Below are 25200 nucleotides of genomic sequence, written 5' to 3'. Positions count from 1 at the left end.
AGTCGCTCCAGACTTGGCTTCGACATTAAAGGCGTAATGCGGATGTGGCCGGAGCGCCTTTCCATACTGTATATTCGTACAGACACATGGATAGGTGCCGTATTCACTGATGGCTCGTTTGCTTGTCCCCCTTCTGCTGGTTTTCCTCGTCTCAAGTGCCCAGGCCGCCGCGCCACGGACCTTCGCCGAAGCCAAGAAGGCAGCGTGGAAGCTGTATGCCTCCCATTCCGTTGAGTTCTATTGCGGCTGTCGCTATTCGGGGAACCGGGTGGACCTGGCAAGCTGCGGGTACGTGCCGCGCAAGAACCCGCAACGTGCAGCACGTATCGAGTGGGAGCATATCGTGCCCGCATGGGTGATTGGCCATCAGCGCCAGTGCTGGCAGAACGGTGGTCGCGCCAACTGTGCGAAAAAGGACGCAACCTATCGCCGGGCCGAGGCCGACCTGCACAACCTGGTGCCCAGTATCGGCGAGATCAATGGTGACCGGAGCAACTACAGCTTTGCCTGGCTGCCGCACAAGCCGACTCAATACGGCGCTTGCCCGATGGTCGTCGACTTCAAGGCGCGCAAGGCAATGCCGCGCCAACCGATACGCGGCATGATTGCGCGCACCTATTTCTACATGGCCGATCGTTACAAGCTGCATCTGTCCAAGCAGGATCGACAGCTGTTCAACGCCTGGAGCAAGACCTATCCACCGCAGCCATGGGAGCTTGCGCGCAACCAGCGAATCGCATGCGTGATGGGCCATGGAAACGCTTATGTCGGGTCCGTGGATCTGGCCAGATGCCGCTGAGTTTTCTTCGAAAAAAAATTAGTCCGGCACGAAGACGAACGCCTTAGTCCCCGCGAACGGTAACAATCCAGGAATAAGCTGACTGGCTAGCCGAGGTAAATGTCGCAAAGCCGCGTCGACATTAGGATTTAGCTCCTTATCCACAGAAGCTGTGGATAACTCTGTGAACATATCTTGGATTCTTGCTGGAAACGCCCGCCTGGCGCGGACTGGAAACGGATCGGCGAGATTTTGCGCAACGTTCCATATCGTTTTAAAATCAATTACTTACGCTATTGCATCAGTTTCCTGCGGCATATGCTGCCCCTTGGCGGCTCCCTCCACGCACAGATGTGCATAATTGTTGGTGTCAATCGTTTTTTAAGACGTTTTTATGCTTATTCCTCGGGCCCCGTGTCTTGACTCCCGCCTCTTGATGAGTCAACCGCCCCATCAGGCAACGGCGGTTCTCTATCGGAACAGTGATGCGGTCAATGAAAATCGCGACTGGGCACATCCAATCCATCAAGTAGGTCGCTTCGGTCCTGAAGGTGGCCGGCAATCAAGTGCCTCACGCCGGCCTGGTCCTCGAGCTTGCCCTTGACCTGCAGCAGCCGCGACTGCATCAGCGCTGGCCGGTAGCGCTCGGCCAGATCCCGCCAGACCACGACGTTGACCATGCCGTACTCGTCCTCCAGCGTGACGAAAGTGACGCCCGACGCCGTCGACGGACGCTGCCGGCCGGTGACGATGCCGATCACAGTAATGAACTGTCCATGGGCAGATTCGGCCAGGTCCCTGGAGCTGCGAGCGCGCATCAACTTCAGAGTGGCGCGCAGCAGCGACAGCGGGTGTGGGCCAAGTGTCGTGCCAGTGCGCGCATAGTCGGCGTGCATGTCCTCGACCAGCGTGGGTGCAGGCAGCGCGATCGGCCGATCCGTTTCGGCACAGTCGAACAGCGGTAGCGGCGCCTGGACACCGGCGATGTCCCAGCGTGCCTGATGCCGATGCCCTGCCAGCGCACTGAGGGCATTGGCTTCGGCCAGCAGCTCACGCGCCTTGGTATCGAGCCCGGCGCGAAGGCACAGGTCACCCACGTGGCGAAACGGGGCGCTGCTGCGCTCGGCCTCGATGCGGCGCCCCACCTGCTCCGAGAGGCCGCGCACCATCCGCAGCCCCAGGCGAATTGCCGGAGTCTCTTGCTGAGGTTCTTCCAGCGTGCAGTCCCAGTCGCTGCGGGTAACGTCCACGGGCCGCACCTCGATGCCATGCCGGCGCGCATCCTGTAGCACCTGGTCGGGCGAATAGAAGCCCATGGGCCAGCTATTGATCAATGCACAGGCGTAGGCCGACGGCTCGTGGCATTTGAGCCAGCAGCTGGCGTAGGTCAGAAGTGCAAAACTCGCCGCATGGGACTCGGGAAAACCGTAGCTGCCAAAACCCTTGATCTGTTCGAAGATGCGTTCTGCAAAGGCCTCGTCGTAGCCGCGCTCGAGCATGCCCTGCTTCAGGCGCTGCTGGTGGGGCTCAAGCCCACCGTGGCGCTTCCAGGCGGCCATCGAGCGCCGAAGCTGGTCGGCCTCGCCGGCCGTATAGCCGGCCGCAACGATGGCCAGGCGCATGACCTGCTCCTGGAACAACGGCACTCCCAGCGTGCGCTCGAAGACCTCGCGCAGCTCATCGCTCGGGTAGCTCACCTCCTCCTCGCCGTTGCGCCGGCGCAGGTAGGGATGGACCATCTGCCCAACGATCGGCCCGGGCCGCACGATGGCGACCTCGATCACCAGATCATAGAAGGTCTTGGGCTTGAGCCTGGGCAACATGGCCATCTGCGCCCTGGACTCGATTTGGAATACGCCAAGCGTGTCGGCACGGCTGATCATGGCGTAGGTCTGCGGATCCTCGGCCGGGATGGTGGCCAACGTCAGGTCGCGCCTGTCGTTGGTGCGCAGCAGGTCCAGGCAGCGCCTGATCGCGCTCAGCATGCCCAATGCCAGGACATCGACCTTCATCAGCCCGAGCGCGTCGATATCGTCCTTGTCCCACTGGATGATCGTCCTGTCCTTCATGGCCGCGTTTTCCACCGGCACGAGCGTGGACAGCGGGTGCTCCGATATCACGAAACCACCCGGATGCTGGGACAGGTGTCGCGGAAAGCCGACCAGTTGCGAGGTCAGGACCAGCACCCGGTGCAGCGTCGGGTTTTGCGAATCGAATCCGGCTTCGGCAAGCCGTTGTGGCGACGGCATGTGGTCACTCCAGCTGCCACAGCACCTGGCCAGCGCGTCGACATGCTCGGGTGGCAGGCCCAGGGCCTTGCCCACGTCTCGGATAGCGCCGGCGAAATGGTAGGTGCTGGCCACTGCCGTCAGGGCTGCCCGCTCGCGCCCGTAGCGATCGAAGATGTACTGGATCACTTCCTCACGCCGCTCGTGCTCGAAGTCCACGTCGATATCCGGCGGCTCGTTGCGCTCCTTGGAAATGAATCGCTCGAACAGCATGCTCATTCGGGTCGGGTCCAGCTCGGTGATGCCCAGTGCAAAGCACACGGCCGAGTTGGCAGCCGATCCCCTGCCCTGACACAGGATGGCCCTGCTTCGGGCGAAGCGGACAATGTCGTGGACGGTCAGGAAGTAGCTCTCGTACTGCAAGTCCTTGATCAGTCCGAGTTCCGCCTCGAGTTGCGCCAGTGCCTTGCCCGGGATCCCGTCCGGCCAGCGCCAGTTGGCCCCTTCGAATGTTAGCTGCCTCAGCCATTCGGAGGCCGATCGTCCCGGGGGTACGACCTCGTGCGGGTACTCGTAGCGCAGCTCGCCCAGGTCGAAGGTGCAACGCGCTGCGATCCGGACCGACTCGTGCAGCAGCCCTGACGTATAGAGATCGGCCAGCGCCTGCAGCGTACGCAGGTGCCGCTCGCCGTTCTGGAATAGGTAGGCACCGGCGTCGGCGACGGCGCAGTGATGCCGGATTGCGGTCACGGTGTCCTGCAGCGCCCGACGTCCTCGCACATGCATGTGCACGTCGCCCGAGGCCACGAGGGGCATCCCAAGTTGCTCGCCCAACGCCATGAGTGCCGACCGCTTGCGCTCATCGTCGCACTCACGATGCAGCTCCACCGCGATCCAGCAGCGGCAATCGAAGACCGACTTCAGCCAGTTGCCGTGCTCCTGCGCTTCGTCCGGGTTCGGGACCCAGAGCGCAAGCATCCCCTCGGTCCCGCTGTCGAAGTCGGAGCGGTGAAGCACGTAGCTCCCCTTCCTGGCACGCCGTCGTGCCTGGGTGATAAGCGCGCAGATCCGCTGGTAGCCGACCAGATCCTGGGCCAGCAGCACCAGCCGAGCGCCTTCGACTAGCCTTACCTCGGTGCCGACGATCAGGCGAACGCCGGTTGCCTTCGACGCCTGCCACGCCCGCACGATGCCGGCGAGGCTGCACTCATCGGTGATGGCGAGCGCCTCGTAATTTAGCTGGCGAGCCCTTTCGAACAGCTCGGCCGCGCTGGATGCACCGCGATGGAACGAGAAGTTGCTCAGGCAGTGCAGTTCCGCATAGCGGACGGGAGTGGGATCGACGCTGTCCATGGAGAAACCAAAAACTGTATATACATACAGTATATTTTGAGCGAGCCGAATCGCGTCAATCGAGAAGCGACAGGAGGAAGAACCAATGTGCGGACGACTGGCCCAGCATCGTGCGGCCGAGAAGTACCTGGCATCGCTCGGGGTCCAGGCAACCCTGTTCGGGCGAGCGCCCGCCGAGCTGATCGGCCGCTACAACGTCGCGCCGCACTCGCGTGTGGACCTGCTCAGGCGTGTTGACGCGGGTCTGGTATGGAACCCTGAACGGTGGGGCTGGTCGCCCAGCTGGGCGAAGGCCCCCGCTCGCAGCGACATCAATGCGACCCGGGAGAAGGTCGCTCATAGCGCGTACTTCCGGCAGGTCTGGCCGAACCGTGCGTTGCTTTGTGCCGACGGCTGGTACGAGTGGTGTCCAGTCGAGGGCCAGACAACCAAGCAGGCCTATTACATTCGCCGATCCGACAGCGAACCGCTGTTCATCCCTGCGATAGGTCAGTTCTCTGATGCAGGAAGCGAGCCCCGCGCAGACGACGGCTTCCGGATCATCACAGCCGATTCGCAGGGAGGAATGCTCGACATTCACGACCGACGCCCCGTCGTGCTCGATGCGCTGCAGGCGCGTTCCTGGCTGTCGGATATCGGCGCCGGCGAGGCCAATGAGCTGCTTCAGGCTCATGCGATTGCTGTCGATGCCTTCGTCTGGCATCCGGTGGGGCGAGACGTGGGCAACCCGCGAAACGAGGGTCCCCATCTGATCGAGCCGATTGTCTAGCCGACGTTCTAAGCCGGTCAGCCAGGCAGGGCGATCCATCAGGCTTTGTGGCTGCGGTCAGCGTTCTGCAGGCCCGCAGCGCGGCGCGCTACTGGTACCGATCGAGAACCGCGCGAAGTGCCGTACGGTCCTGACTGGGCACCTTGGTCATGAGCATATGAAGGAACTCGAACGCATCCAGTCCATCGATGCTGGCCTTGGAACTGACGATCCTCCTGTAGGGATCAGCGCCGGCCCGCAGGAAGCGCTCGACCAGAGCGGGCTCGTTGTAGAGGATCGCAGCGTTCAAGGGCGAAAGGCCCAGTTCATCGGGCTCGTCGATGTCGCAACCGGCGTTGATGGCCGCGTCGATAACCTCAAGCACGACGACCTTATCCTTGGACAGCTTGTCGTAGGCGCCTGCCATCAGGACGATGGTCGGCGCCTCGAAGCCTCTGCCATCGGTCAATCGGCAGGGATTCTTATCCTTTGTGCGCAGGCCGAACGAGGCCAACGAATCCGACCATGCGTTATTGGTCAGCAGTCCGCAAACCATGATCGCCAGCCCAGCAGCAATGGTTTTGGCAGGCATCTAGGAACGCTCGAATCCAGCCGTGAGTTTCACGAACGACTCGTGGCCTGGAATCAGCTCGTCGCGCAGGACCAGCAGTTGCTCGGGCGCCTCGATGGCCAGGCGGGCCCGGCCTCCATCAGTCTGGACGACCGTAATCCAGATGCCGACCTGCTCCAGCTCATCCAGAAAGTCGTCGATCGAGGCCCCGGGCTTCAACGTCAGCCTTATCTGTTCACCGGCTCGCCTGCTCAATACCAACCTGCCCATATGCGCTCCTTGCTTGGGTCGTCCGTCGAGTTCGACAGTAGCGCATCGCGCGACGGAATCTGAATCGAGTTCCCAGGTTTAGGCAGCCGTTCACAGTCCGCCTTACCCGTGGTCGAGGACGAAAAGCAGGGTGTCGTGCAATTTCTTGAAGGCTGCTGACGCGTAGCCCGCGGGACACAAAGTGCGCCGCCCTGTCCATTTTTGTAGCCCGTGGGCCACAAAAAGCAGGTGTTGTCTCTAGGGTCCCAGCGGCTCCGAGCGCCTCCTGCGGTCGGTCTACGCCGTCGCGCAACGTTCATGCAGGAGTTATGAGTTGCTCTTTTGAATTGTTCCGTATACGTTACATCTCTCTTTTATGTTACGCAAACAAGACATGGACCATGCCTTCATTACAGCTCGCCTTGGCCAGCAGGTCAGGCAGCGTCGACTGAACCTCGGCCTGACCCAGGCGAAGCTTGCCTCCTTGGCGGGCATCACCCGCCAGAAGGTTATCGCCGTCGAGAGAGGCGACTTGTCGGTAGGCATCGCGGCTTATGCGCGAGTACTGGGCGCGTTGGATTGCGAGTTCGCGGTAACGCCGGCCGCGATGCCCACACTCGATGAGATCCAGGGAGTGTTTGATTGATGACAGCCGTGCTTCAAGTGTCGACGCCAGAAGGCGGCAGCGGGAGGATCCTTAGCAGTGGTGGCGACTATCTATTTCGCTATCACGAAAGCGCCCGGGCGCAGGCGGCGATCAGTTTGCTCATGCCCGTGCGGCAGTAGCCCATCGGCGACCGAGCAAGGCGGTTGACGCTCAAAGGGTGACTGCAACTGTGAAGGCGTACGCGAGAGCGTTGAGGGCACAGTTCAAACGCGAAAGGCAGGGGTTCTTGCCCCCTCAAAATCAAGAAAAATAGACGGTTTCCACCCGGCCGCTGCGCTGGGCGGAGCCTCCGCGATTTTTCCTGATTTTTTCACGACGGCCTTAGTCGCCCTAGTCGGCAGGGGTTCATGCGCGGCGAAACGCGCAGAACCTTCCAGACAAGGAGCGCAAGCATGAGCAAGCCCATCCGGATCTACCTAGCCGATCTCGCTGCCTACAATGCCGGGCATCTACACGGCGTGTGGGTTGAGGCGACCCAACCCCTGCATGAGATTCAGAAGCAGATCGAGTCGATGCTCCGAGCATCCCCCGTCCCTGGCGCCGAGGAATACGCGATTCACGACCATGAGGGTTTCGACGGCTACCGCCCGGGCGAATACGCGTCGCTCCAAGCCATACACGAGATTGCCTGCCTGATCGCGGAGCATCCTGGGCTAGGCGGGGCTCTGCTGGCCTACTTTGGCGAGGTGGAACCAGCACGCGTTGCCATCGAAGAAAACTACTGCGGCTGCTATACCTCCCTCGCTGACTACGCCCAGGACGTGACCGAGCAAACAACCGATATCCCTGAGCACCTCGCGCCGTATATCGACTACCAGGCCATAGCGCGCGACATGGAATACGGCGGCGACGTGTTCACCATCGAAACGGGCTTCGAGCAGGTGCACGTTTTCCACGCCAACTAGCGGGTCACCTGTGGACGCTTACGAGGTCCGCAACCTGTCCCCTGAGCGCCGCCGCCTCGCACACCGGTGGCGGTGTCATCCAATTGCAATGCGCCACGGCCTTCAATACATCGCCATCGCCAATCACCGAGGCCAGCGACATGCCCGAGAAAGCCCTGTGCGGTCTGGTAGCCCGCTCCCCGTTCAAGCAGTTGCGCTGCCAATTTGAGCAAGTGCATGGTGCGGTCCAGTTGCTGCTTCCCCTGCTGCGCAGCGCCCTCGACGAGGACTGGCAGCGCGTACAGCTGATCGAGCAGCAGGTCCGGGAACTCAGCCAGGAAAGCGAGCGGGTGTCGCGGGATGTCTGCCTGCACTTGCCGAGCACGCTTTTCATGCCAATCCCGCGCAGCGATGTGCTCGATCTGCTGCGGGCGCAGAACAGCCTGGCCCACGGCGCCAGTGAATTCGCCCGTCTCGTCGCGTTGGGCAGGATGCGCTTTCATCCGGCGATGCAGGATGAAATCAGGATCCATCTGCTGCGGGCGGTCGATACGGTCGCGCACGTCATGGCTGTCGTGGAAAAGCTCGACGAGTTGCTCGAAAGTCGTTTCCGCGGCCACGAGGCCGTCCTGGTGCAGGCGATGATCAATGAGCTAATCAACATCGAGTACTCGTCGCGACAGCGTCGGGACGAGGCAACCATCAAGTTGCTTGGAATGAAGGACCAATTGCCGGCCGCTGAACTGATAACACTCGATAAGCTGATCGAGTATATCGCCGACATGGCAGCGCAGGCCAAGCAAGTTGGTCTGCGCCTGGAGCAACTGTTGGCAAACTAGCGGAAACTTTCGTTCAGGCGACCCAGGACTTCACCGCCTCGGCGCCGTACTGTTTTTTCCAGGCGCTGAGGACCCTGTGGTTTCCACCCTTGGTTTCGACCACCTCACCGGTGTGCGGGTTGGTATACCTCTTAATTTCACGGGCGCGACGGCGGCCGGCGGGCGCTACATCCCCGGCCGACGCCGGGTCGAGGATATCGAGGACGGTGCGGGCATTGAAACCGTACTCGTTGATCAGGGCCTTGAGCTTGTCTTCAAACTCCATTTCCCGTTTCAGTTGGCCATCGGTCTTGAGCTTGTCCAGCGCCGCGAGTTGCTCGGCAAGTTGGGCTTCAAGGCGTTTGTACTCGGCGATCTTGCTCATCATTTTCCTCTTCAAAGCCATAAAACATAATTGGCCTGGCGATATACCGCGGGCAAACTAACACGGCCACTAGTGGATAACCAGAAGACGCCACGGTAAATCAACTTCCGCCCCGTATTAAGACGAAAACGTAAAGGCGTATTTACTATTAGCAGCACAGTACGCGAACGCACATTTGCGGCTTTGTGTGTATACGCATTTCAGTAATTGCAGTTCTACTGAAATGCGCAATTTCGCTTCTGTTAAAAGTGCATGCGTCGCACCCGCTTGCAGGACATGCGGGCAACGTCGATCACCATGTCTGCCCGGTTGGCGTTGTGACGCAGCAATCGGACCAGGCACGCTGCAATTGGTTTTGTGCCGCGTTGCCGTCTGGTCCGAGACCCAGTCCGGCATGATCGGCACGGGCTGATCGGCACAGGGTAGGCCTCCATTTACAGGAGACCTGCCCATGTCCCTCCAACCTCACCACGCTGCGCCCTCTTCTACCGACCATGACCGGCAAACCCTGCCTGGCCAACCGGTAGCGCCCAGATCGCACGGCGCTTCGGCGCACGAACACCCGACCTACCTCAACAATGCCGAGGCCGCGGTCTTCCTTCGGCTTTCACCGCGCACCCTGGAAAAGCAGCGCGTAATAGGGGGCGGGCCGCGCTTTCGCAAGTTTGGCCGGCGCGTCATGTATGCCCTGACCGATCTGCAGGCATGGGCCGACGCGCGCAGCTTCGACACCACCTTCGACCCCGAGTACCTGCAGCATCACTGCGGAGGTGCGCGCCATGAACGTTGAGACGCTCGATACCGATGAGCGCACGTTCCGAGCCGCCTGCCCTGGAACGGACGCTAGCCCCGTTTCGTGCCCTGCCCGGCGACATGGCCCCGCGCGATGCCCAGGACCTGATGGCGCACCCCTTCTTCTCGCTCGGCAAATCGCGTCGCACGCTGCCGATCGACTTCCGCTCCGGGAGCGTGACGGTACGTGTCGAGGGCACGCACGAGCATGGCATCGCGACGATATGGGATGCGGACATCCTGATATGGGCCGCCAGCCAGATTGTCGAGGCGCGCGATGCGGGGATTGCGACGTCCCGCCTGATCAGGGCGACGCCCTACGAGATCCTGCGCTTCATCGGGCGTGGCACCTCCCGGCGCGACTATCTGCGGCTGAAGGCTGCCCTGGATCGGCTACAGACCACGAGCGTTGCGACGTCGATACGCGAGACCTCCGGACGCCGGCTGCATCGCTTTTCATGGATCAACGAGTGGAAGGAGCTGGCCAATGCCGATGGCAAGCCCCTGGGTATCGAGTTGATCCTACCGGACTGGTTCTATGCCGGCGTGCTGGATCGCGCCCTCGTCTTGACCATCGACCGGGCGTATTTCCGGCTGACCGGCGGGATCGAGCGCTGGCTCTATCGCCTCGTGCGCAAGCACGGCGGGCACCAGCCGGAGGGTTGGCAATTCGACTTCAGGCACCTGCACCGAAAGTCTGGCAGTGCTGCCCGCTACTCGGACTTTGCCCTCGATCTTCGTGCACTGGTCGCCCGCCAGTCCCTGCCCGGCTACCAGCTGGACATCGTGCGGATGGACCCTTCCACCGAGCTGCTGGCGTTCAGGCCCGTGCCGTAGGCGGCACGGGGATAAGCCGGGGACAAGCTGTGAAACCCGTCGTGCTATCAGGCGCAAATACACTCGTGCCATCAGGCGCAGGCCTATCGTGCTATCAGGCGCACCGAATTGGATGCAAACCAGCAAACGCGCGGCCTGCGGCGTGCCTTAACTTAACTAACACAGAATCTCTAACTTGTTGTTGTGGGATCGAGGCTACCCGGATCATCCGCGCCGGTTGGCACGCACACCTGGAGGCCGGGTCATGATCCTCGCCCTGCTCAACCAGAAGGGCGGGGTCGGCAAGACCACCCTGGCCACCCATATCGCCGGCGAGCTGGCACGACGCGGCAAGACCGTGATCCTGCTGGATGCCGACCCGCAAGGCTCTGCGCTGGACTGGGTGCAACGGCGTGCCCAGCAGGGCCTGGCGAGGCTGTTCGGAGCGGTGGGCCTGCCACGCGAGACACTCCATCAGGAGGCGCCTGAGCTGGCCAGACGTGCCGACCACCTGATCATCGACGGCCCACCGCGCATCGCTGCCCTGGCCCGATCGACGTTGATGGCAGCCGACCGGGTACTGGTACCGGTCCAGCCCAGCCCCTTCGACTTCTGGGCCAGCGCCGAGATGGTCGACCTGATCCGCGAGGCACAGGTCTTTCGTCCCGCGCTGCGCGCGGCGTTCGCAATCAACAGGCGTGTCAGCACCACGGTGATCGGGCGCGAGGCCAGGGAGGCACTGGCCGACCAGCCGCTACCGGCGCTTCGCGCCGAAGTGCGCCAGCGCATTGTGTTCGCCGACAGTGCGGCAGCCGGCCGCCTGGTGCACGAACTCATCCCCGACGGCGCAGCGGCCCGTGAGATCAGCTCGCTGGTCGACGAACTGCTCGGGTGGGCGCCATGAGCGCGAAGCGCGTCGACATAGGCGCGCGGCCCATGGCCGATGCCCAGGCCCGAGCATGGATCCGTCAAGCGTCGGTACAGCTCCCTGCAAAGGGCAGCATTTACACGGCGCGCCTTACGCTCGACATCACCCCCGACCTGCGAGCTCGAATCAAGGTGGCCGCGTTTCAGGAAGGCATTACGGTGGCCCAGATGCTGCGCGAGTTGCTCGAGGCGCGTTTTCCGGAGCGCGAGGCATGAGGCACCGCAAGGCAGTCCTCCTGCTGGCGATCGTGGGCACTGCATGGGTGGCGTCGTCGGGCCTGTTCGAGCTACCGGTGAGGGTCGTCTACAACGCTTCGGACAGCGTGCCACCCGGCTGGTACCGCATCGACCCGGACGCGCTGCCAAGGGTCGGGGACCTGGTCCTGGTACGCCTGCCAAGCGACGCGGCCCAGCTTGCATCTCGCCGTGGATACCTTCCGATTGAGATACCGATGCTCAAGCCGGTTTTCGCAGCGCCGCCACAGCGCGCCTGTGCGATCGGCTCGCGTCTACTGGTGGACGGCGCTACGGCAGTAGAGGCGCGTGCATACGACCGCCGCGGCCGCCCCATGCCGCAGTGGCGAGGATGCCGCCCTCTGGTGGATGACGAACTCCTGCTGCTTTCCCCGCGCCATGACGACTCGTTCGACAGCCGCTATTTCGGTCCCGTCAGCACGCATACCGTGCTGGGCACGGCACATCGTTTGTTTGCCGATTAGTGGCGAATGGCGGAGCTGAGAGGCATGAAAAGCGGAGGGCAAGATAAAAGGGAACCCTACGCCCTCGCAGGCGAGTCCAGTCTGCACGTGGGTTGGAGACGGCACGGACATTACGGTTCGGGGTGCCTGTCAGCGCAGGGGGCGCACCGGCTGTGCGGCTAACCGGGGCACCCCTGCGCCCCACCACGACCACATTGGAGGCAATGATGGACGATCGGGATAGCACCCATGACGACCGATTCCGGCCTCGAACCGGCCCGCCGAAGCAGCGCGGCCAGGCCTTCGTCGGCCAGGTTCTTCGCCAGGCCAGCAAGACGGGTGCCCATGCGGTCGCGGGTTCAACAAGGCCAGGCGCCCGCCTCGGCCGTGGTCATGTCATGGCTCAGTTCGGCCGCACAGGTCGCTCGGTCCATTTGCGGCGTGTCGCCGTCAAGACGCGCCTGGTGAATCTCCAACGCGCCGGCAGGCGATCCACGTCGACGCACCTGCGCTACATCGAGCGAGAGGGCGTCGGGCGTGATGGCGAGCCGGGCAAGGCCTACGGCGCGCTGACCGACGAGGTCGATATCCAGGCGTTCGAAGCGCGCGGCCGCGATGATCGCCATCAGTTTCGCTTTATCGTCTCTCCCGAGGACGCGAACTCGCTCGATGACCTGCGCACCTTCACCCGGCACCTGATGGAGCGTGTCTCGTCAGACCTCGGAACGCGGCTCGATTGGGTAGCCGTCGACCACTGGAACACCGACAACCCGCACACCCATATCGTGTTGAGGGGTAAGGACGAATCCGGCCGGGATCTGGTCATCGCCAGGGACTACATCGCCCATGGGATGCGCGAACGGGCATCGGCGCTGGCGACCGATTGGCTCGGGCTGCGCACGGAACGGGAGATCATGCAAAGCGCTCAGCGCGAAGTGACGCAGGATCGCTGGACGAGCCTGGATCGCATGCTCGCCCGCCAGATGCCGCCGGAAGGACTGCAATTGAACGATCTTGGACGCCACCCGCGGCGCCAACAGCTGATCGGGCGCCTACAGCACCTGGAACGATTAGGGCTCGCCAGGCTGGGACCGGGGGGACACTGGCGGATGTTCGATCACGCAGAGCGCACGCTGCGCGAGTTGGGTGAGCGCGGCGATATCCTGCGTACGATGCAGCGCGCCATGGCCGGTACTCAGCGGGACCTGCATATCGTTCAGCCTGGACACGACGCCAGCATCATCGGGCGGGTAGCAGCCAAGGGCTTAACCGGCGAATCCCACGACTTGCCCTATCTGGTCGTCGATGGCACGGACGGCCGGGCTCACCACGTCACGTTGGCGCGCGACACGCAGTTGTCGAGCTACCCGGTCGATGCAATCGTCGAGGTCAGGGGTACCTTCCCGCCACGTGCAATGGATAACCGGATTGCCGCCCTGGCGGTCGATGGGCTGTACGCCCGGGATACGCATCACGCCACGCTAACGAAGCGAGACCCGGAGATCGACGGGGAATCACTGCTCGATGCACACGAGCGCCGACTCGAAGCCTTGCGCCGCGCCGGTATCGTCGAGCGGGTAGGCAACGGCTTATGGCGCGTTCCGCAGGACCTTGCCGAGCAGGGGCGACGCCACGACGCGCAGCGCTCGAGCGGTGTGGCGGTAACGGTCCATTCGCGACTGCCAATCGATCGCCAGGTGAGGGCCATGGGTGCCACCTGGCTCGACGCGCAGCTCGTGGGAGGGTCAGCGGAGCCGGCGACACATGGCTTCGGCGCAGAGGTTCGCACGTGCCTGCGCCAACGAGCAGACTATCTGGTCGAACTTGGGCTGGCGCAGCGCCAGGGCGAGCGGATGTCATTCACCCCGAACCTGCTGGGAACGCTTCGCCAGCGCGAATTGGCCGCCACGGTGGAAGGAATCGAGGAACGAACCGGCATGCGGCATCACGCACCGGTCGACGGCGTACCGGTCACCGGGATCTACCAAAGGTATGTGGACCTTGCCAGTGGGCGCTACGCGCAGCTCGAACATGATGGTGGCTTCAGCCTGGTGCCCTGGAAGCCGGTCATCGAGCCGCGGCGAGGACATTTGGTGACTGCACGGGTCCAGCGCAACCAGGTGACATGGAACATCGGGCGCTCGCGCGGCCCGGTCATTGAATGAGCGACGCGTCTTCTGGGCTGGGGAATGGGGCCTGATTGATCAGCCACTGCTCGAAACGGCGTCCCTGCGCCTGCCCTTCCCTCGCCGCGTAATAGACCAGCCGCAGGTCGCGGTCGACGTCGATCGTCAAGGACGTATGGTCGAACACGACCGGGCCAACCTCGGGGACGCTCAGATACCGATCCCCCTGGCACGGGCCATGGATATCCTGCTGGCGCCACCAGGTCCTGAAGTCGGTATCGACCTTTTCCAGGTCCTTGACCAGGTTGCCGATGTCCGGATCGAGCGGGGCCCTGACGAAGTCGCGGCGAAAGCTCGACAGGATCTGCAGCGCCTGATCCTGCCAGGGATCGAACAGGGCGCGCATCGAAGGGGCGGTAAACAACAGCCATAGCAGGTTGCGGCGCTCGGCCGGAAAGCTCGAGAAGCCAAACAGCCGATCGGCCGCAGCATTCCAGGCCAGCACGTCCCACCGCAGGTTCAACACATACGCCGGGCGCAACGGCAGATCCGCCATCAGCCGATGCACGAGGGGCGGAACCACGCACCACGTCTTGCCCGGCTCTGGCGGCAAGCGCTGATGGGCCAGCAGGAACAGATGGCGACGTTCTGTCGCATCGAGCTTGAGCGTGCGCGCCAGGTTCTCGAGAAATGTCGCCGATACGCCGATATCCCTCCCCTGCTCCAGCCAGGTGTACCAGGACAACCCCACCCCAGCGAGCGCGGCCACCTCCTCTCGCCGAAGCCCCGGCGTACGGCGCCTGACGCCGGACGGCAGGCCAACCTCCTCCGGCGTAATGCGTTCACGGCGGCTACGCAGGAAGTCGGCAAGCTCGGTGCGGTTTCGTTCGAAGCTTCGCGGTGCGCTCATCCAATTACCTCCAGTAACAGCATAACCAGTCAAATTGTAACCCCCTGGCAACGGTACTAAGAATAGCGCCTCGTCACGCAAAACCCCATTGCAGAGCAGTCGGTAGGGGCTAGGCGGCCAGATCGCTAGGAGAGATACGGATGTACCAATCATTGCTTCGCGAACAGCTGGAGTCATTGAAGTCCTCCAACCAGTACCGCACGTTCACAACGCTCAGCCGCATCTGTGGCCAGTACCCGCTGGCAAAGCTGCAGGGCAGCGACCGGGAGCCGGTCGTTGTCTGGTGCAGCAACGACTACCTGGGAATGTCCCAGCACCCGGCGGTGCGCCAGCAGATGCACGTCGCACTCGAGACCTACGGCGCCGGCTCCGGCGGCTCGCGCAATATCGGCGGATCCCATGAGCTGTATGCCCGCCTGGAAGCCAGCCTTGCCGAGTGGCATGGCAAGGAGGCCGCGCTGGTCTTTCCAACCGGCTTCGGCTCGAACGATGCGACCCTGCAATGCCTGCTGCGCCAGATTCCAGACTGTGTGGTGGCGAGCGACGCCATGAACCACGCCTCGATCGTCAATGGCATTCGGGCAACACCCAACGATCGCAAGGTATTCAGGCACAACGATGCCCGTCATCTCGATGAGATCCTGTCTGGCTACCCACTCGGGCAGCCAAAGCTCGTCGTGTTCGAATCGATTTACTCAATGGACGGCGACATCGCGCCAATCGAACGTATCGTCGAGGTCGCCAAGCGCCACAATGCGCTGACGTACCTGGACGAGGTTCATGCGGTGGGCATGTACGGTCCCCGCGGTGCCGGCATTGCCGCACAGCTCGGCTTGGCCGGCGAGATCGACATCATCCAGGGAACGATGGCCAAGGCCATCGGGGTCATCGGCGGGTACATCGCCTCGAGCCAGGTCATCGTCGATGCCGTGCGTTCCCTCGCAACCGGCTTCATCTTCACCACTTCGCTGCCACCGGCGGTTACGGCCGGCTGCCTTGCAAGCGTCGAGTACCTCAAGGCAAACGACGACGAACGCACCCGGCTGCACGCCAAGACCGCGCTTCTTCGTGAACGGCTCAAGCAGTACGACATTCCGGTCATGCCCTGCTCGCAGACGCACGTACTGCCCGTCCTCGTTGGCGAGGCCGAGCGGTGCAAGGCTGCCGCCCAGCGCCTGCTCCATACCCACCGCGTGTATCTGCAACCGATCAACTATCCGTCGGTACCCGTTGGCACGGAGCGCTTTCGCATCAACGCCACGCCCAACCACAGCGAAGCGCAAATCGCGCAGCTCGCCGCAGCGCTGGACGAGACATTCGCGCACTTCGACATCCCCAGGGCTTCGCGTGCCTTCAAGACGGAGGTGGCGTGATGGGCGATTCGTTATTCAACGTGCGCAGCGCGACCGCGCTCGACATCCCGATGCTGATCGAGCTGCGCGGCGTACTGCTCGACGGCACAAACGCCAGCTACTCAAGCCGCACGCCAGAAGCGTGCGCTCGCTGGCGAGCGGCGTACCGGACCTGGCTGGGCAGCACCCTCGGCGCCAACGACAATGTCCGCGTGCTCGCCGTCGAACATCGAGATTCGGGCCAAGTCATTGGCTGCGCGACCGGCATCATCGACTCGAGGGCCCCCACTGCGGCAAACCCGAACGGGTTGTCAGGGTGGGTGCAGTCGGTCGTGGTAGCACCGCAGTTCCGTGCCAGAGGCATAGCCCGCGAGCTTATGACCACCTTGCTGCGTTGGTTCGACAACCGCGAGGTGCGCACCGTCGTGCTGCAAACCACAGAAGACGGGGCGCAGCTTTACTCGTCGCTAGGCTTCCAGCCCAGCGGCGAGCGCTTGCTGGTCCGCCAGGAGACGCCGACATGAAGGTGCTCATTATCGGCCTGGGTTATGCCGGACTGCGCTGGCAGCACGCACTCGAATACGTCGGTCGCACATGCGGTGTCGAGATGTCGATCGCCTATCTGGATCGCCGAGAAAGGCCGAGCACGCTGGAGCGAATCGGGACCATCGAGCAGGCGCTCGACGCGTTTGGGCCGGATCTGACCGTGGTCAGCGTCAATGACGTGAGCCATGCCTCGGTGCTTGGCCAACTGCGCGGCTATCACGGATTCGTCATTTGCGAAAAACCGCTGGCCACACCGGCTGACGACCTTAGATCCATCGACACCGCCCTCGCTTCGCTCAATGGCTTCGCGCTCAACCTGGTCGAGCGCTACTCGGCTGCGAGCCAGACGCTTCGCGAGTGGGTCGCTCGACATCGGTGGCGCCTGGTGCGGGCCCACTTCAACTGGGGCAAGGACCGTATCAACGATTATCGCCCGACCTGCGGCGTTACAAGTGAAGTGATCCATGCACTGGACCTCGTGAACTGGATTTGCCCCATCGAAGGTCCGTGGTCAGTCGACGAGGTGATCGGCGTTCGATCGGACTTTTCGATATCCGGCCCCGCCGTGCTCGACACGGTGATGGTCGGCGCAACGCTCGGCGAGGCCCCCGTCACCGGCTACAGCAGTTTCGTCCATGTCGTACGCCAGCGCACCGTTGACTGGTCGTTCGTGGATGACCAGGCGCATGTCATCCACGCACGGCTGACCTTCGATACGCCCTGCTGGGACCACGATCACCTGAGGATCTGGATGCGCGATAGCGACGGAACGCCGTTGACGCTGCACGAAACAAGTGAGGCGCCCAGCAAGCCGGGTCTGGAAACGCTCCACAAGCTCTCGCGCCTGTGCCGGGACGCCGTGCTCTGGATAGCAAGCCGGCGCGAGCCCGACCTGCCCTTCGCCGACCTGAACACCGCCATCGAACTGCAGCGCCTGCTCAACACGCTTGAGACACGCGCCAAGGCGATCGCAGTTCCCGCGCACTACAACCGCGCCCAGGACCGGGTCCTGCTCGCCGAAGACAGCGACCTCGAAAGCCTTGGCTAATCAGGAGACGACTATGTGTGGAATTACAGGATGGCTGTCCTACAGCCAGCAAATGCAGGCACAAGAAGACACCCTGCAACGCATGACCGACTCGATGGCCCGTCGGGGCCCGGATGCGCAGGGAATCTGGATCGACGGCCCAATCGGCCTCGGCCATCGCCGCCTTTCGATTATCGATCTGGAGGGTGGCAAGCAGCCGATGTTGGCTCGCCAGGCGGATGGCAAACAGGCAGCGGCCATTACCTATAGCGGCGAGATCTACAACTTCCGCGAACTGCGTGCAGAACTGCAGTTGCGCGGACATCGTTTCGAGAACCGCAGCGATACCGAAGTGGTCCTTCGCGCGTATCTCGAATGGGGAGAAAACTTCGTCGACCGTCTCAACGGCATGTATGCCTTTGCCATCTGGGACCGACGTCAGGAAAGCCTGCTTCTCGTCCGCGACCGCATGGGCGTCAAGCCCTTGTACTACTACCCCACCGCGGACGGTGTCATTTTCGGTTCCGAGCCGAAGGCCCTCTTGGCAAACCCGAGCGTGCCACGCCGCGTCCGTGCGGACGGTCTTCGAGAAATACTGGAGATGGTCAAAACCCCCGGCCATGCCGTCTTCCATGGCATGTACGAGGTTCTGCCCGGCGAAGTCGTTCGAGTCGATCGCCGAGGGGTGACGCGGCGGCGCTACTGGCGCCTCGAGGCGCGCGAGCATGCCGATTCGCTGGAGCAGACCGTCCGGCATACGCGTGATCTGCTGGAAGATATCGTCGAGCGTCAGATCGTGGCGGACGTTCCCCTGTGCAGCCTCCTATCCGGCGGTCTGGACTCGTCCGTGATCACTGCGCTGGCTTCAAAGAAACTACTCGAGGCGGGCAAACCGAACATTCGCTCCTTCTCGGTGGACTTTCGAGATCACGGCCAGGGCTTCGCCGGCGACGCGGTCCGGGCAACGCCGGATGCGCCCTTCGTTCGCGAACTGGTTGCGCGAATCCACAGCACGCATAGCGAGATCATCCTGGACAGTGCCGAGCTTGCCGACCCGGCCCTGCGCCGACAGGTCGTGCACGCACTGGACCTTCCACCGGCGTATTGGGGCGACATGTGGCCGTCGCTGTATCGCCTGTTCGAAGAGGTGCGCAAGCATTCGACCGTGGCACTCTCCGGCGAGAGCGCGGACGAGGTGTTCGGCGGCTATCGGTGGTTCCATGATCCCGAGGCAATCGAGGCGGATACCTTTCCGTGGCTGACCTCCGTCACCGGCAAGTACTTCGACGGCAAGACGCTATTCGACCGTGGGCTGTTGCGCCAGCTCGACATGCCTACATTCCTTGCCGACAGCTACCGCCAGGCGATTGCCGAAACACCCATGCTTGTCGGCGAGAGTCCGGTCGAGCGGCGCATGCGAGAGCTGAGCTACCTAAACCTCACACGCTTCGTGCAAACGCTGCTCGATCGCAAGGACCGCATGAGCATGGCGGTCGGACTCGAGGTCCGCGTTCCATTCTGCGACCACCGACTGGTCGAATACGCCTTCAACATCCCATGGTCACTCAAGGCCTTCGATGGGCGCGAGAAGAGCATCCTGCGCGCAGCGACACGCGACCTGTTGCCGCCATCGATCACCGACCGTGTCAAGAGCCCCTACCCCTCTACGCAGGACCCTGCGTACGAACACGCGCTGCGCCAGTCGATGGCCGCGATCATGCAAAGCCAGGACGCGCCCGTCCGGCCGCTGCTGGACACCTTTCACGTCCAGGAAGCCCTCGACCGGCCACTGGGTGACGTCTCGCCCATGTATGACCGCATGGGCATGGAGCTCGCCGTCGGACTCAACTCCTGGCTGACGGATTTGGACGTAACACTGGATCTATAACCCTTCGGGCGTGATCCGACGGGTCACGCTGCCCTGACACGACGTGGAGCCTCACCTGTCATGAGCACCCCCTCAACCAATCCGCTTCCCATCTACCTAATCGCACTGGGCGCCTTCGCACTCGGCATGGCGTCCTACGTGACGGCCGGGCTGATCCCGTTGATCGAAGACGCCTTCACGGTATCGGTTGCCGTTGCGGCGCAGCTGGTTACGGCCTTCACCCTGGCCTACGGCCTCGGCTCGCCCATCTTCGTGGCCCTAACGCCACCAGACCGCCAACGTAGTGGCCTACTTGCAGCCCTCGCCCTTTTTGTCGTCGCGAACGCGGCCAGCGCGCTTTCCACCGACTTCAATGCGCTGCTGGCCTGGCGCGCCATCGCTGGAATTGGCGCGGGCGTTTATCTCGCAATGGGCATCGGCGCATCGGCCGCCCTTTCGACTGCCGAGCGACGCGGCAAGTCCATCGCGATCATCATGGGCGGAATGGCCAGCGGCGTGGTCCTAGGCGTACCGCTTAGCCTCATGATCGCCGACCACATGGGGTGGCAGGCCGCGCTCTGGCTCGTCACGCTGCTCGGGCTACTGGCCTTCATCGGGCTTCTGCTGCTGTTGCCGGCACTGCCCGCGGCACCAGCCAGCTCGCTCCGCGAGAAGCTAGCCATCCTTACCGATGGCCATGTCGTCACCATCCTGCTCGTTTCGCTACTTGCCGCCATCGCCAGCCTGGGCATGTATACCTTCATCGCCCCGCTGCTACGCGACCCCGAGTACGGCGGCGTTCGTTCGGTTACCCCTTTCCTCTGGGCCTGGGGCATCGGTGGGGTGCTCGGCAGCTTCCTGATCGGACCGGTGGTCGATCGCGTGAGGGGGCCAGTACTGGTCCTCGCCATCATGCTGATCCTGGGCGTATCGCTGTTTCTGCTACCCATGGTTGCCACGTTCAGTGCGTGGCTCGCCATGCTACCCATCGTGCTGTGGGGAGCCGTGGGCTGGGCACTGCAGGTACCGCAGAACAACGAACTGATCCTGGCGCGCCAGGCCCAGGGCGACGGCAATCTAGCCATCGCACTCAACGAGTCGGCGCTCTACCTGGGCAGCGCCATTGGTGCCGCTGCAGGCGGGTTCCTTCTTCTGCTACAGCTGCCCATCTGGTCGCTTGCTGCCGGCGCCGGCGCGGTCGCACTGGCCGGCACGCTGCTGCAGACGCTAAACCTGCGCCGCCAGCCGGCCTGGCTCGCTGCAGGACGTGTCCAATAATTCATTGATAGCCCGTCAGGAGGTAATAGCCGTGGAGCTTCGCCACCTTCGCTGCTTCGTCGTCGTTGCCGAAGAACTGCACTTCGCTCGGGCGGCCGCACGGTTGCATATCGAGCAGTCGCCCCTGTCACGCATCATCAAGGACCTGGAATACAGGCTTGGTGTACAGCTATTCGAGCGCACTACCCGACGGACCCGCCTGACCTGGGCGGGCAGCGTACTGCTCGAAGAAGCCCGCCGGATCTTTGCCGTGGTCGAACAGGCCAAGGCCAGCGTCAAGGGCGCTGCCGCCGGATTTCGCGGCAAGCTTCGGGTTGCGCTGTCCGATGGCGTACCGCAGCACCGGCTCGCCGCGCTGTTGGCCCAATGCCGAGAGGAAGATCCGGACGTCGAGATCTTTCTTCGCGAGGTGCCGTCATCGGTGCAGGCCAACGGGCTGCGCGAGGACCTCTATGACGTCGGATTCGCACAAACCGTCGCCAACGAAGGTGATGGGCTCGTGGCCGAGCCTGTGTGGCAGGACCCGCTTGTCGTCGTCCTGCCTGCCCGGCACCAGTTGCTTGCGCACCGGCAGATTCCGCTCGACGAAATAGCCCGGCATCCGTTGGTGCTATGCGAGCCGGAGGTCTGCGAAGGCTTCTGGCAGCAACTTCAACCCGTACTCAAGCCGATCGAAACGCAGATGACGATTGCCGAGCGTGTACCCACGCTTGACCTCCTGATTGCGCTCGTCGCAGCGGGTTACGGCCTTGGCTTCTCGAGCCTTGCTCGCATCGCCGAACTCAACAACCCAGATGTGACAACCCGGCCGTTGGCAGGCGACACGACCATGATCACCACGTATCTGGTTCGGCGTGACGTCGAACACAGCGAGCAACTGAGCCGCTTCATCAATCGAGTCACGCGTGCGGATCGAGTCCCTATTAACCTCGCGAGCACCGACGCGTCAGCACTTCGGGCAGGGCTTTAGCCTGGCGCGCATTGACCACCGATCCGCGCCAAATGTGGAACTGAAGCTGAGACGATCCAAGGCTCCGGATTCGCTTTACTGGCGTTCCGGCAATCGCAGTGCACTCTCAGCGCGCGAACACCTCTTTGCTCATGAGTATGTCTAATCGATAGACATGAGCCGGATAGGCGAGTATCGAATTCATCCGCGTTATGTCCCTGAATATGTTTCCACCGCCCCCTTCCACGTGGGCCTGCCTTCCTGCCAGATTCGGGAACGCTTCGAATACGCCGAAAGTCGTCTGCGAGTACCGCACGCCATACCAAGGTCCGGTTGCCGGCTCCTGCTCAACACAGGCGAGAATGTCCCTTAGCATCTGCACAACCTGATCCTCGTTGCCAGGGATGGCCTCAATGTGAATGTAGAACGCTTTGCGACCGTCATCGCCCTGTTCGCCACTAACCTCGACGCCGTGGTGGGGCGATACTGGTGCGGACGGAGCCGGGAATGGAACAGGACCTGGTAGGGTTGTGTTGTCAGTCATGATCACCTCCTGTCGAGAGGCTCAAATATAGAATCGGCATGGCTGGGCGGTGCGCTGGATTCATTCGTTTTCTAGCCTGATCATCCAGAGTCAACTCATGTCGCTCTGTCCGTATGGCAGGATCAGGATATGGCCGAGACGCTTCTTGAAATTGTTCGTCGCCATACCGAAGGCGCGTGTGCACGTGACGGTGTCGCATCTACCGCTTGCGGGATTATTGCTATTCGCAAAACCGCGACTACTTCATTGGAGCATACGCTGCCGCGGCCGCTGTTGTGCCTGGTGCTGCAAGGGAGCAAACGCGTTTCTATCGGTAACCAGCAGCTGGACTACGCTGCGGGCGACTCCATGCTGATCACTGCCAATCAGCCAATGGTTAGCCAGATCAAGCAGGCAAGTGCGAGCAAGCCTTATCTGTCGCTCGCACTTGATCTGGACCCTTGCATAATCGCCGATCTGGTGCTGGAAATGCAGGCGCAGTCGTTAAGCGTCAAGCCCCATGAACGTGCTTCAACATACGAGCAAGTCGCCGACACCGCGTTGCGCTTGATGCAGCTTCTTGACCGTCCGGCCGCATTGGCCATCCTACGTCAGCAATTGCTGCGCGAAATCCACTACTGGCTACTCACGGGTATGCACGGTGCCGCGATACGCCAACTCGGAACGCCTGACAGTCATGTTTATCGCATAGCCCGCTCCGTTGCGGTACTGCGAGCCGAGTATGCCAACGCGCTGCCGGCCGAACGGCTGGCTGCCGTGGCGGGTATGAGCCGCTCCTCGTTTCACCAACATTTCAGAGCAGTTACCTCACTCACACCGCTGCAATTCCAGAAGCAATTACGATTGATCGAGGCGCGGCGCTTGATCGTGTCTGAAGGCAGGTCATCCAGTAGCGCAGCGTTCGAGGTTGGTTATGAAGGTGCTTCACACTTCGCCAGGGACTACTTACGCATGTTTGGCATACTGCCTGGCAAGGATCGGCTAGAAACCGGCAGACCGCGTCGCCAGGAGTAACGCCGATTGCGGCTAGACGCGGGAAGGATGCCTCCTCCATCTAACGTTTCTGCCGATAGCCCTAATAGTCAGCTATCGGCCAAAAGCAGCCATTGGGACTTTATGAAAAAACGTCTGAGTAGTACCACGTTCTTAAAGTTGCTTGTGAGCAATTGGCGGAATAGACCTCGACAAAGTCAACGGCAGGGTTCGTCTAAAGCTGGTTTCTTGGCAGCCCGAGAGCCAACACTGGCAATGGCATATGATCGGTGTGCATTAAAGATTCGATGGATCAAAAGCGACCGACGCTTGCTCCAAATCTCCCCACACTACTTCAACCGCCAAGCTCGCCTTGCTCCTGGCAGGCTTGAAATAGAGAACCTCACGGAATTCCGCCACGAACTTGGTTAGATAACGCTGTTCGAACTCGCTGGGTCTATCCGCCGAATAAATCTCCACGCGGAACTGTCCGTCGAACTTCTTATCCAGAATGTTGCCGTCCCATCCCAGCGGATGATCGCAGCTTTCATGAATAAGCCGGCTCAGTTCGCTGGCGGCCGAGCGAATGGCTCTATTGACAGACTTATCCCTCACACGAATGCAGTAACCATGCTTGCCCTTAACGGCCGAAGCGGTCTGCTCGATTTCAATATTGTCGGAAATATCCAGATGAAACGAATCTTGGCTAAGCATCTCTTCCGGTGTCCAGATCAACTGCGCGCGGTCGAAGGTATGGTAGCGCCGGGCCAGTGGCAAGATGTTAAACCCTTCCTTAAAACCATAAGTTCCGCCATCGATTCGCCATTCAGTGGGGAACGGGAGCCATTGCGATGGCTCGCCGTTCAGCGGCAACAATAAGAGGCTTTGCGCTTCATAGATATCAAACGCCAGATAGACATTGCGATCATCTACCCAAGTCAACACGCGGGTTTCCTCGCCCACCGCCGACTCGAAGGTAAGCACGGGCGACACCTCAATGCCACCATCGACGAGTTGAAAACGCTGTATACCGGCAAAGTCCACCACCAACACACTGCCGTCGGGGAGATCCTGTACCGCCAGAATGACTCCGTTGAAGCGCCGCACGCCAGTTGCTCGCTCCGCCTCTACATCGTATACCTCGTATTCTTCTCCAGGACTCAGTGGGAAAAAGAACAACGGTTTGCTGAAACGTGCCACACCACGATTGTTACTACTTGCCGGTCGTATAATTGAAAATACCACCTGGCCAGTCATATTGAATATACGCCACTCAGTATCGCTACTCAGTGCAAGATGATGGGTGCCCAGATGCTTCGGATGTTGATAAGGCGCTCGATAAAGCTCTTCACCCGTAGGCTTCATCACCACGGCCTCCATATTATACTTCTCATCTACCTCTATACGAAGAAGGAAACTTTTACCTACCGCCGGATCACCAAACGACTCAAAAATAAACTCACTTTCATTATAGCGAGATAGATAACGTTTTCCAGGCAAAGCCACGACCTGGAACTCTCCGCTAGCGTCGCCTATATAATGATAAGAGCCATCTTTGGGAGGAATCAACCCAATTTCTCCCTGCGTAACCTGTAACCAACCCATCTCATTGACGAAGCTCAATACTCCCGCCCCTTGATCAGAGAAGGCATGCGGAAAATTAAAAATCAACACAGCTATGGCACCCCTCTCAAGATAGCATCAATAGCAGTCAT

25 protein-coding genes and 1 pseudogene are annotated in these 25200 nt (G+C 61.7%); 19 read left to right on the top strand and 7 right to left on the bottom strand.

The window, feature by feature from the left end:
• Positions 1–106 precede the first annotated feature (106 nt).
• A complete protein-coding gene (locus LLJ08_RS09065; protein WP_181092292.1) occupies positions 107–799 on the top strand; it encodes an endonuclease in 693 nt (230 codons plus the stop codon).
• Between the two features lie 470 nt (positions 800–1269).
• Here LLJ08_RS09065 and LLJ08_RS09060 read toward each other — a convergent pair whose 3' ends face one another.
• Positions 1270–4359 carry an error-prone DNA polymerase gene (locus LLJ08_RS09060; protein ID WP_228208744.1) on the bottom strand — a complete coding sequence of 1030 codons (3090 nt, stop codon included), beginning with the start codon at positions 4357–4359 and terminating at the stop codon, positions 1270–1272.
• Positions 4360–4444: 85 nt separating this feature from the next.
• Between LLJ08_RS09060 and LLJ08_RS09055 the strand changes: the two genes are divergently transcribed.
• Positions 4445–5128: an SOS response-associated peptidase family protein gene (locus LLJ08_RS09055; protein ID WP_228208743.1), complete on the top strand. Its 684-nt coding sequence runs from the start codon at positions 4445–4447 to the stop codon at positions 5126–5128.
• Between the two features lie 88 nt (positions 5129–5216).
• On the opposite strand, the gene LLJ08_RS09050 is transcribed toward LLJ08_RS09055, so the two are convergent.
• A complete protein-coding gene (locus LLJ08_RS09050) occupies positions 5217–5699 on the bottom strand; it encodes a hypothetical protein (protein WP_228208742.1) in 483 nt (160 codons plus the stop codon).
• Positions 5700–5948: a carbon storage regulator gene (locus LLJ08_RS09045; RefSeq protein WP_228208741.1), complete on the bottom strand. Its 249-nt coding sequence runs from the start codon at positions 5946–5948 to the stop codon at positions 5700–5702.
• Between the two features lie 373 nt (positions 5949–6321).
• Here LLJ08_RS09045 and LLJ08_RS09040 point away from each other — a divergent pair, with 373 nt between their 5' ends.
• The 4 genes and pseudogenes from LLJ08_RS09040 to LLJ08_RS09025 all read left to right on the top strand — a co-directional run bounded on the left by LLJ08_RS09040 (position 6322) and on the right by LLJ08_RS09025 (position 8317).
• Positions 6322–6573, top strand: a complete 252-nt coding sequence (locus tag LLJ08_RS09040; protein ID WP_038665611.1) for a helix-turn-helix transcriptional regulator — start codon at positions 6322–6324, stop codon at positions 6571–6573.
• Positions 6573–6707 (top strand): annotated as a pseudogene (locus LLJ08_RS09035) (type II toxin-antitoxin system HipA family toxin); the annotation flags it as partial. The gene LLJ08_RS09040 and the pseudogene LLJ08_RS09035, both read left to right, overlap by 1 nt.
• A 279-nt stretch (positions 6708–6986) precedes the next feature.
• On the top strand, positions 6987–7499 hold the full coding sequence (locus LLJ08_RS09030; RefSeq protein ID WP_228208740.1) for an antirestriction protein ArdA: 513 nt from the start codon (positions 6987–6989) through the stop codon (positions 7497–7499).
• 140 nt (positions 7500–7639) lie between these two features.
• On the top strand, positions 7640–8317 hold the full coding sequence (locus LLJ08_RS09025; protein WP_051605058.1) for a DUF47 family protein: 678 nt from the start codon (positions 7640–7642) through the stop codon (positions 8315–8317).
• A gap of 13 nt (positions 8318–8330) precedes the next feature.
• Here LLJ08_RS09025 and LLJ08_RS09020 read toward each other — a convergent pair whose 3' ends face one another.
• On the bottom strand, positions 8331–8681 hold the full coding sequence (locus tag LLJ08_RS09020) for a histone-like nucleoid-structuring protein, MvaT/MvaU family (RefSeq protein WP_181092248.1): 351 nt from the start codon (positions 8679–8681) through the stop codon (positions 8331–8333).
• A gap of 451 nt (positions 8682–9132) precedes the next feature.
• Here LLJ08_RS09020 and LLJ08_RS09015 point away from each other — a divergent pair, with 451 nt between their 5' ends.
• The 6 genes from LLJ08_RS09015 (at position 9133) to LLJ08_RS08990 (ending at position 14079) form a co-directional block, all read left to right on the top strand.
• Positions 9133–9471: a helix-turn-helix transcriptional regulator gene (locus LLJ08_RS09015; RefSeq protein WP_336512837.1), complete on the top strand. Its 339-nt coding sequence runs from the start codon at positions 9133–9135 to the stop codon at positions 9469–9471.
• Between the two features lie 14 nt (positions 9472–9485).
• Complete coding sequence (locus LLJ08_RS09010) at positions 9486–10310, top strand: replication initiator protein A (protein WP_228208739.1); 825 nt, start codon at positions 9486–9488, stop codon at positions 10308–10310.
• Between the two features lie 244 nt (positions 10311–10554).
• Positions 10555–11193, top strand: a complete 639-nt coding sequence (parA, locus tag LLJ08_RS09005) for a ParA family partition ATPase (protein WP_048328954.1) — start codon at positions 10555–10557, stop codon at positions 11191–11193.
• Complete coding sequence (locus LLJ08_RS09000; protein ID WP_038665601.1) at positions 11190–11432, top strand: ribbon-helix-helix protein; 243 nt, start codon at positions 11190–11192, stop codon at positions 11430–11432. Before parA ends, LLJ08_RS09000 begins: the two co-directional genes overlap by 4 nt.
• Positions 11429–11935 carry a S26 family signal peptidase gene (locus tag LLJ08_RS08995; RefSeq protein WP_181092244.1) on the top strand — a complete coding sequence of 169 codons (507 nt, stop codon included), beginning with the start codon at positions 11429–11431 and terminating at the stop codon, positions 11933–11935. Before LLJ08_RS09000 ends, LLJ08_RS08995 begins: the two co-directional genes overlap by 4 nt.
• 206 nt (positions 11936–12141) lie before the next feature.
• Positions 12142–14079, top strand: a complete 1938-nt coding sequence (locus tag LLJ08_RS08990) for a DUF3363 domain-containing protein (protein ID WP_419585753.1) — start codon at positions 12142–12144, stop codon at positions 14077–14079.
• Here the strand turns inward: LLJ08_RS08990 and LLJ08_RS08985 are convergent.
• Positions 14069–14950, bottom strand: coding sequence for a helix-turn-helix transcriptional regulator (locus LLJ08_RS08985; protein ID WP_228208737.1), 882 nt, complete (start codon positions 14948–14950; stop codon positions 14069–14071). The two genes, LLJ08_RS08990 and LLJ08_RS08985, sit on opposite strands and share 11 nt — an antisense overlap.
• Before the next feature lie 140 nt (positions 14951–15090).
• Between LLJ08_RS08985 and hemA the strand changes: the two genes are divergently transcribed.
• The 6 genes from hemA to LLJ08_RS08955 are packed head-to-tail and all read left to right on the top strand — an operon-like array spanning position 15091 to position 21990.
• Entirely contained in the window at positions 15091–16323 is a 1233-nt protein-coding gene (hemA, locus tag LLJ08_RS08980) for a 5-aminolevulinate synthase (protein WP_228208736.1), read from the top strand.
• Complete coding sequence (locus LLJ08_RS08975; protein WP_228208735.1) at positions 16323–16826, top strand: GNAT family N-acetyltransferase; 504 nt, start codon at positions 16323–16325, stop codon at positions 16824–16826. Before hemA ends, LLJ08_RS08975 begins: the two co-directional genes overlap by 1 nt.
• The gene (locus LLJ08_RS08970; protein WP_228208734.1) at positions 16823–17896 is read left to right on the top strand and encodes a Gfo/Idh/MocA family oxidoreductase; all 1074 of its coding nucleotides are present in this window, start codon (positions 16823–16825) and stop codon (positions 17894–17896) included. The genes LLJ08_RS08975 and LLJ08_RS08970 overlap by 4 nt, the downstream gene beginning before the upstream one ends.
• Before the next feature lie 13 nt (positions 17897–17909).
• On the top strand, positions 17910–19763 hold the full coding sequence (gene asnB, locus LLJ08_RS08965; protein ID WP_228208733.1) for an asparagine synthase (glutamine-hydrolyzing): 1854 nt from the start codon (positions 17910–17912) through the stop codon (positions 19761–19763).
• 60 nt (positions 19764–19823) lie between these two features.
• Positions 19824–21020 (top strand): MFS transporter, encoded by a 1197-nt coding sequence (locus LLJ08_RS08960; protein WP_101152486.1) that lies wholly within the window; start codon positions 19824–19826, stop codon positions 21018–21020.
• A gap of 31 nt (positions 21021–21051) precedes the next feature.
• Entirely contained in the window at positions 21052–21990 is a 939-nt protein-coding gene (locus LLJ08_RS08955) for a LysR family transcriptional regulator (RefSeq protein WP_228208732.1), read from the top strand.
• Positions 21991–22096: 106 nt separating this feature from the next.
• Here LLJ08_RS08955 and LLJ08_RS08950 read toward each other — a convergent pair whose 3' ends face one another.
• A complete protein-coding gene (locus LLJ08_RS08950) occupies positions 22097–22513 on the bottom strand; it encodes a putative quinol monooxygenase (RefSeq protein WP_101152489.1) in 417 nt (138 codons plus the stop codon).
• Between the two features lie 129 nt (positions 22514–22642).
• Between LLJ08_RS08950 and LLJ08_RS08945 the strand changes: the two genes are divergently transcribed.
• Positions 22643–23527 (top strand): AraC family transcriptional regulator, encoded by an 885-nt coding sequence (locus LLJ08_RS08945; protein WP_228208731.1) that lies wholly within the window; start codon positions 22643–22645, stop codon positions 23525–23527.
• A gap of 255 nt (positions 23528–23782) precedes the next feature.
• Here the strand turns inward: LLJ08_RS08945 and LLJ08_RS08940 are convergent, their stop codons facing one another.
• The gene (locus LLJ08_RS08940; protein ID WP_228208728.1) at positions 23783–25159 is read right to left on the bottom strand and encodes a hypothetical protein; all 1377 of its coding nucleotides are present in this window, start codon (positions 25157–25159) and stop codon (positions 23783–23785) included.
• Between the last annotated feature and the right edge of the window lie 41 nt (positions 25160–25200).

Source organism: Stutzerimonas chloritidismutans, from assembly GCF_020783375.1.
Taxonomy (GTDB): domain Bacteria; phylum Pseudomonadota; class Gammaproteobacteria; order Pseudomonadales; family Pseudomonadaceae; genus Stutzerimonas; species Stutzerimonas kunmingensis.
This window is presented reverse-complemented; position numbering and strand designations above follow the sequence as displayed.

What these genes read in the sequence shown, in the direction of transcription:
- LLJ08_RS09060 (WP_228208744.1), bottom strand. Translation starts at nt 4,359, where the DNA reads ATGGACAGCGTCGATCCCACTCCCGTCCGCTATGCGGAACTGCACTGC.
- LLJ08_RS09055 (WP_228208743.1), top strand. Translation starts at nt 4,445, where the DNA reads ATGTGCGGACGACTGGCCCAGCATCGTGCGGCCGAGAAGTACCTGGCA.
- LLJ08_RS09050 (WP_228208742.1), bottom strand. Translation starts at nt 5,699, where the DNA reads ATGCCTGCCAAAACCATTGCTGCTGGGCTGGCGATCATGGTTTGCGGA.
- LLJ08_RS09045 (WP_228208741.1), bottom strand. Translation starts at nt 5,948, where the DNA reads ATGGGCAGGTTGGTATTGAGCAGGCGAGCCGGTGAACAGATAAGGCTG.
- LLJ08_RS09040 (WP_038665611.1), top strand. Translation starts at nt 6,322, where the DNA reads ATGGACCATGCCTTCATTACAGCTCGCCTTGGCCAGCAGGTCAGGCAG.
- LLJ08_RS09030 (WP_228208740.1), top strand. Translation starts at nt 6,987, where the DNA reads ATGAGCAAGCCCATCCGGATCTACCTAGCCGATCTCGCTGCCTACAAT.
- LLJ08_RS09025 (WP_051605058.1), top strand. Translation starts at nt 7,640, where the DNA reads ATGCCCGAGAAAGCCCTGTGCGGTCTGGTAGCCCGCTCCCCGTTCAAG.
- LLJ08_RS09020 (WP_181092248.1), bottom strand. Translation starts at nt 8,681, where the DNA reads ATGAGCAAGATCGCCGAGTACAAACGCCTTGAAGCCCAACTTGCCGAG.
- LLJ08_RS09015 (WP_336512837.1), top strand. Translation starts at nt 9,133, where the DNA reads ATGTCCCTCCAACCTCACCACGCTGCGCCCTCTTCTACCGACCATGAC.
- LLJ08_RS09010 (WP_228208739.1), top strand. Translation starts at nt 9,486, where the DNA reads ATGAGCGCACGTTCCGAGCCGCCTGCCCTGGAACGGACGCTAGCCCCG.
- parA (WP_048328954.1), top strand. Translation starts at nt 10,555, where the DNA reads ATGATCCTCGCCCTGCTCAACCAGAAGGGCGGGGTCGGCAAGACCACC.
- LLJ08_RS09000 (WP_038665601.1), top strand. Translation starts at nt 11,190, where the DNA reads ATGAGCGCGAAGCGCGTCGACATAGGCGCGCGGCCCATGGCCGATGCC.
- LLJ08_RS08995 (WP_181092244.1), top strand. Translation starts at nt 11,429, where the DNA reads ATGAGGCACCGCAAGGCAGTCCTCCTGCTGGCGATCGTGGGCACTGCA.
- LLJ08_RS08990 (WP_419585753.1), top strand. Translation starts at nt 12,142, where the DNA reads ATGGACGATCGGGATAGCACCCATGACGACCGATTCCGGCCTCGAACC.
- LLJ08_RS08985 (WP_228208737.1), bottom strand. Translation starts at nt 14,950, where the DNA reads ATGAGCGCACCGCGAAGCTTCGAACGAAACCGCACCGAGCTTGCCGAC.
- hemA (WP_228208736.1), top strand. Translation starts at nt 15,091, where the DNA reads ATGTACCAATCATTGCTTCGCGAACAGCTGGAGTCATTGAAGTCCTCC.
- LLJ08_RS08975 (WP_228208735.1), top strand. Translation starts at nt 16,323, where the DNA reads ATGGGCGATTCGTTATTCAACGTGCGCAGCGCGACCGCGCTCGACATC.
- LLJ08_RS08970 (WP_228208734.1), top strand. Translation starts at nt 16,823, where the DNA reads ATGAAGGTGCTCATTATCGGCCTGGGTTATGCCGGACTGCGCTGGCAG.
- asnB (WP_228208733.1), top strand. Translation starts at nt 17,910, where the DNA reads ATGTGTGGAATTACAGGATGGCTGTCCTACAGCCAGCAAATGCAGGCA.
- LLJ08_RS08960 (WP_101152486.1), top strand. Translation starts at nt 19,824, where the DNA reads ATGAGCACCCCCTCAACCAATCCGCTTCCCATCTACCTAATCGCACTG.
- LLJ08_RS08950 (WP_101152489.1), bottom strand. Translation starts at nt 22,513, where the DNA reads ATGACTGACAACACAACCCTACCAGGTCCTGTTCCATTCCCGGCTCCG.
- LLJ08_RS08945 (WP_228208731.1), top strand. Translation starts at nt 22,643, where the DNA reads ATGGCCGAGACGCTTCTTGAAATTGTTCGTCGCCATACCGAAGGCGCG.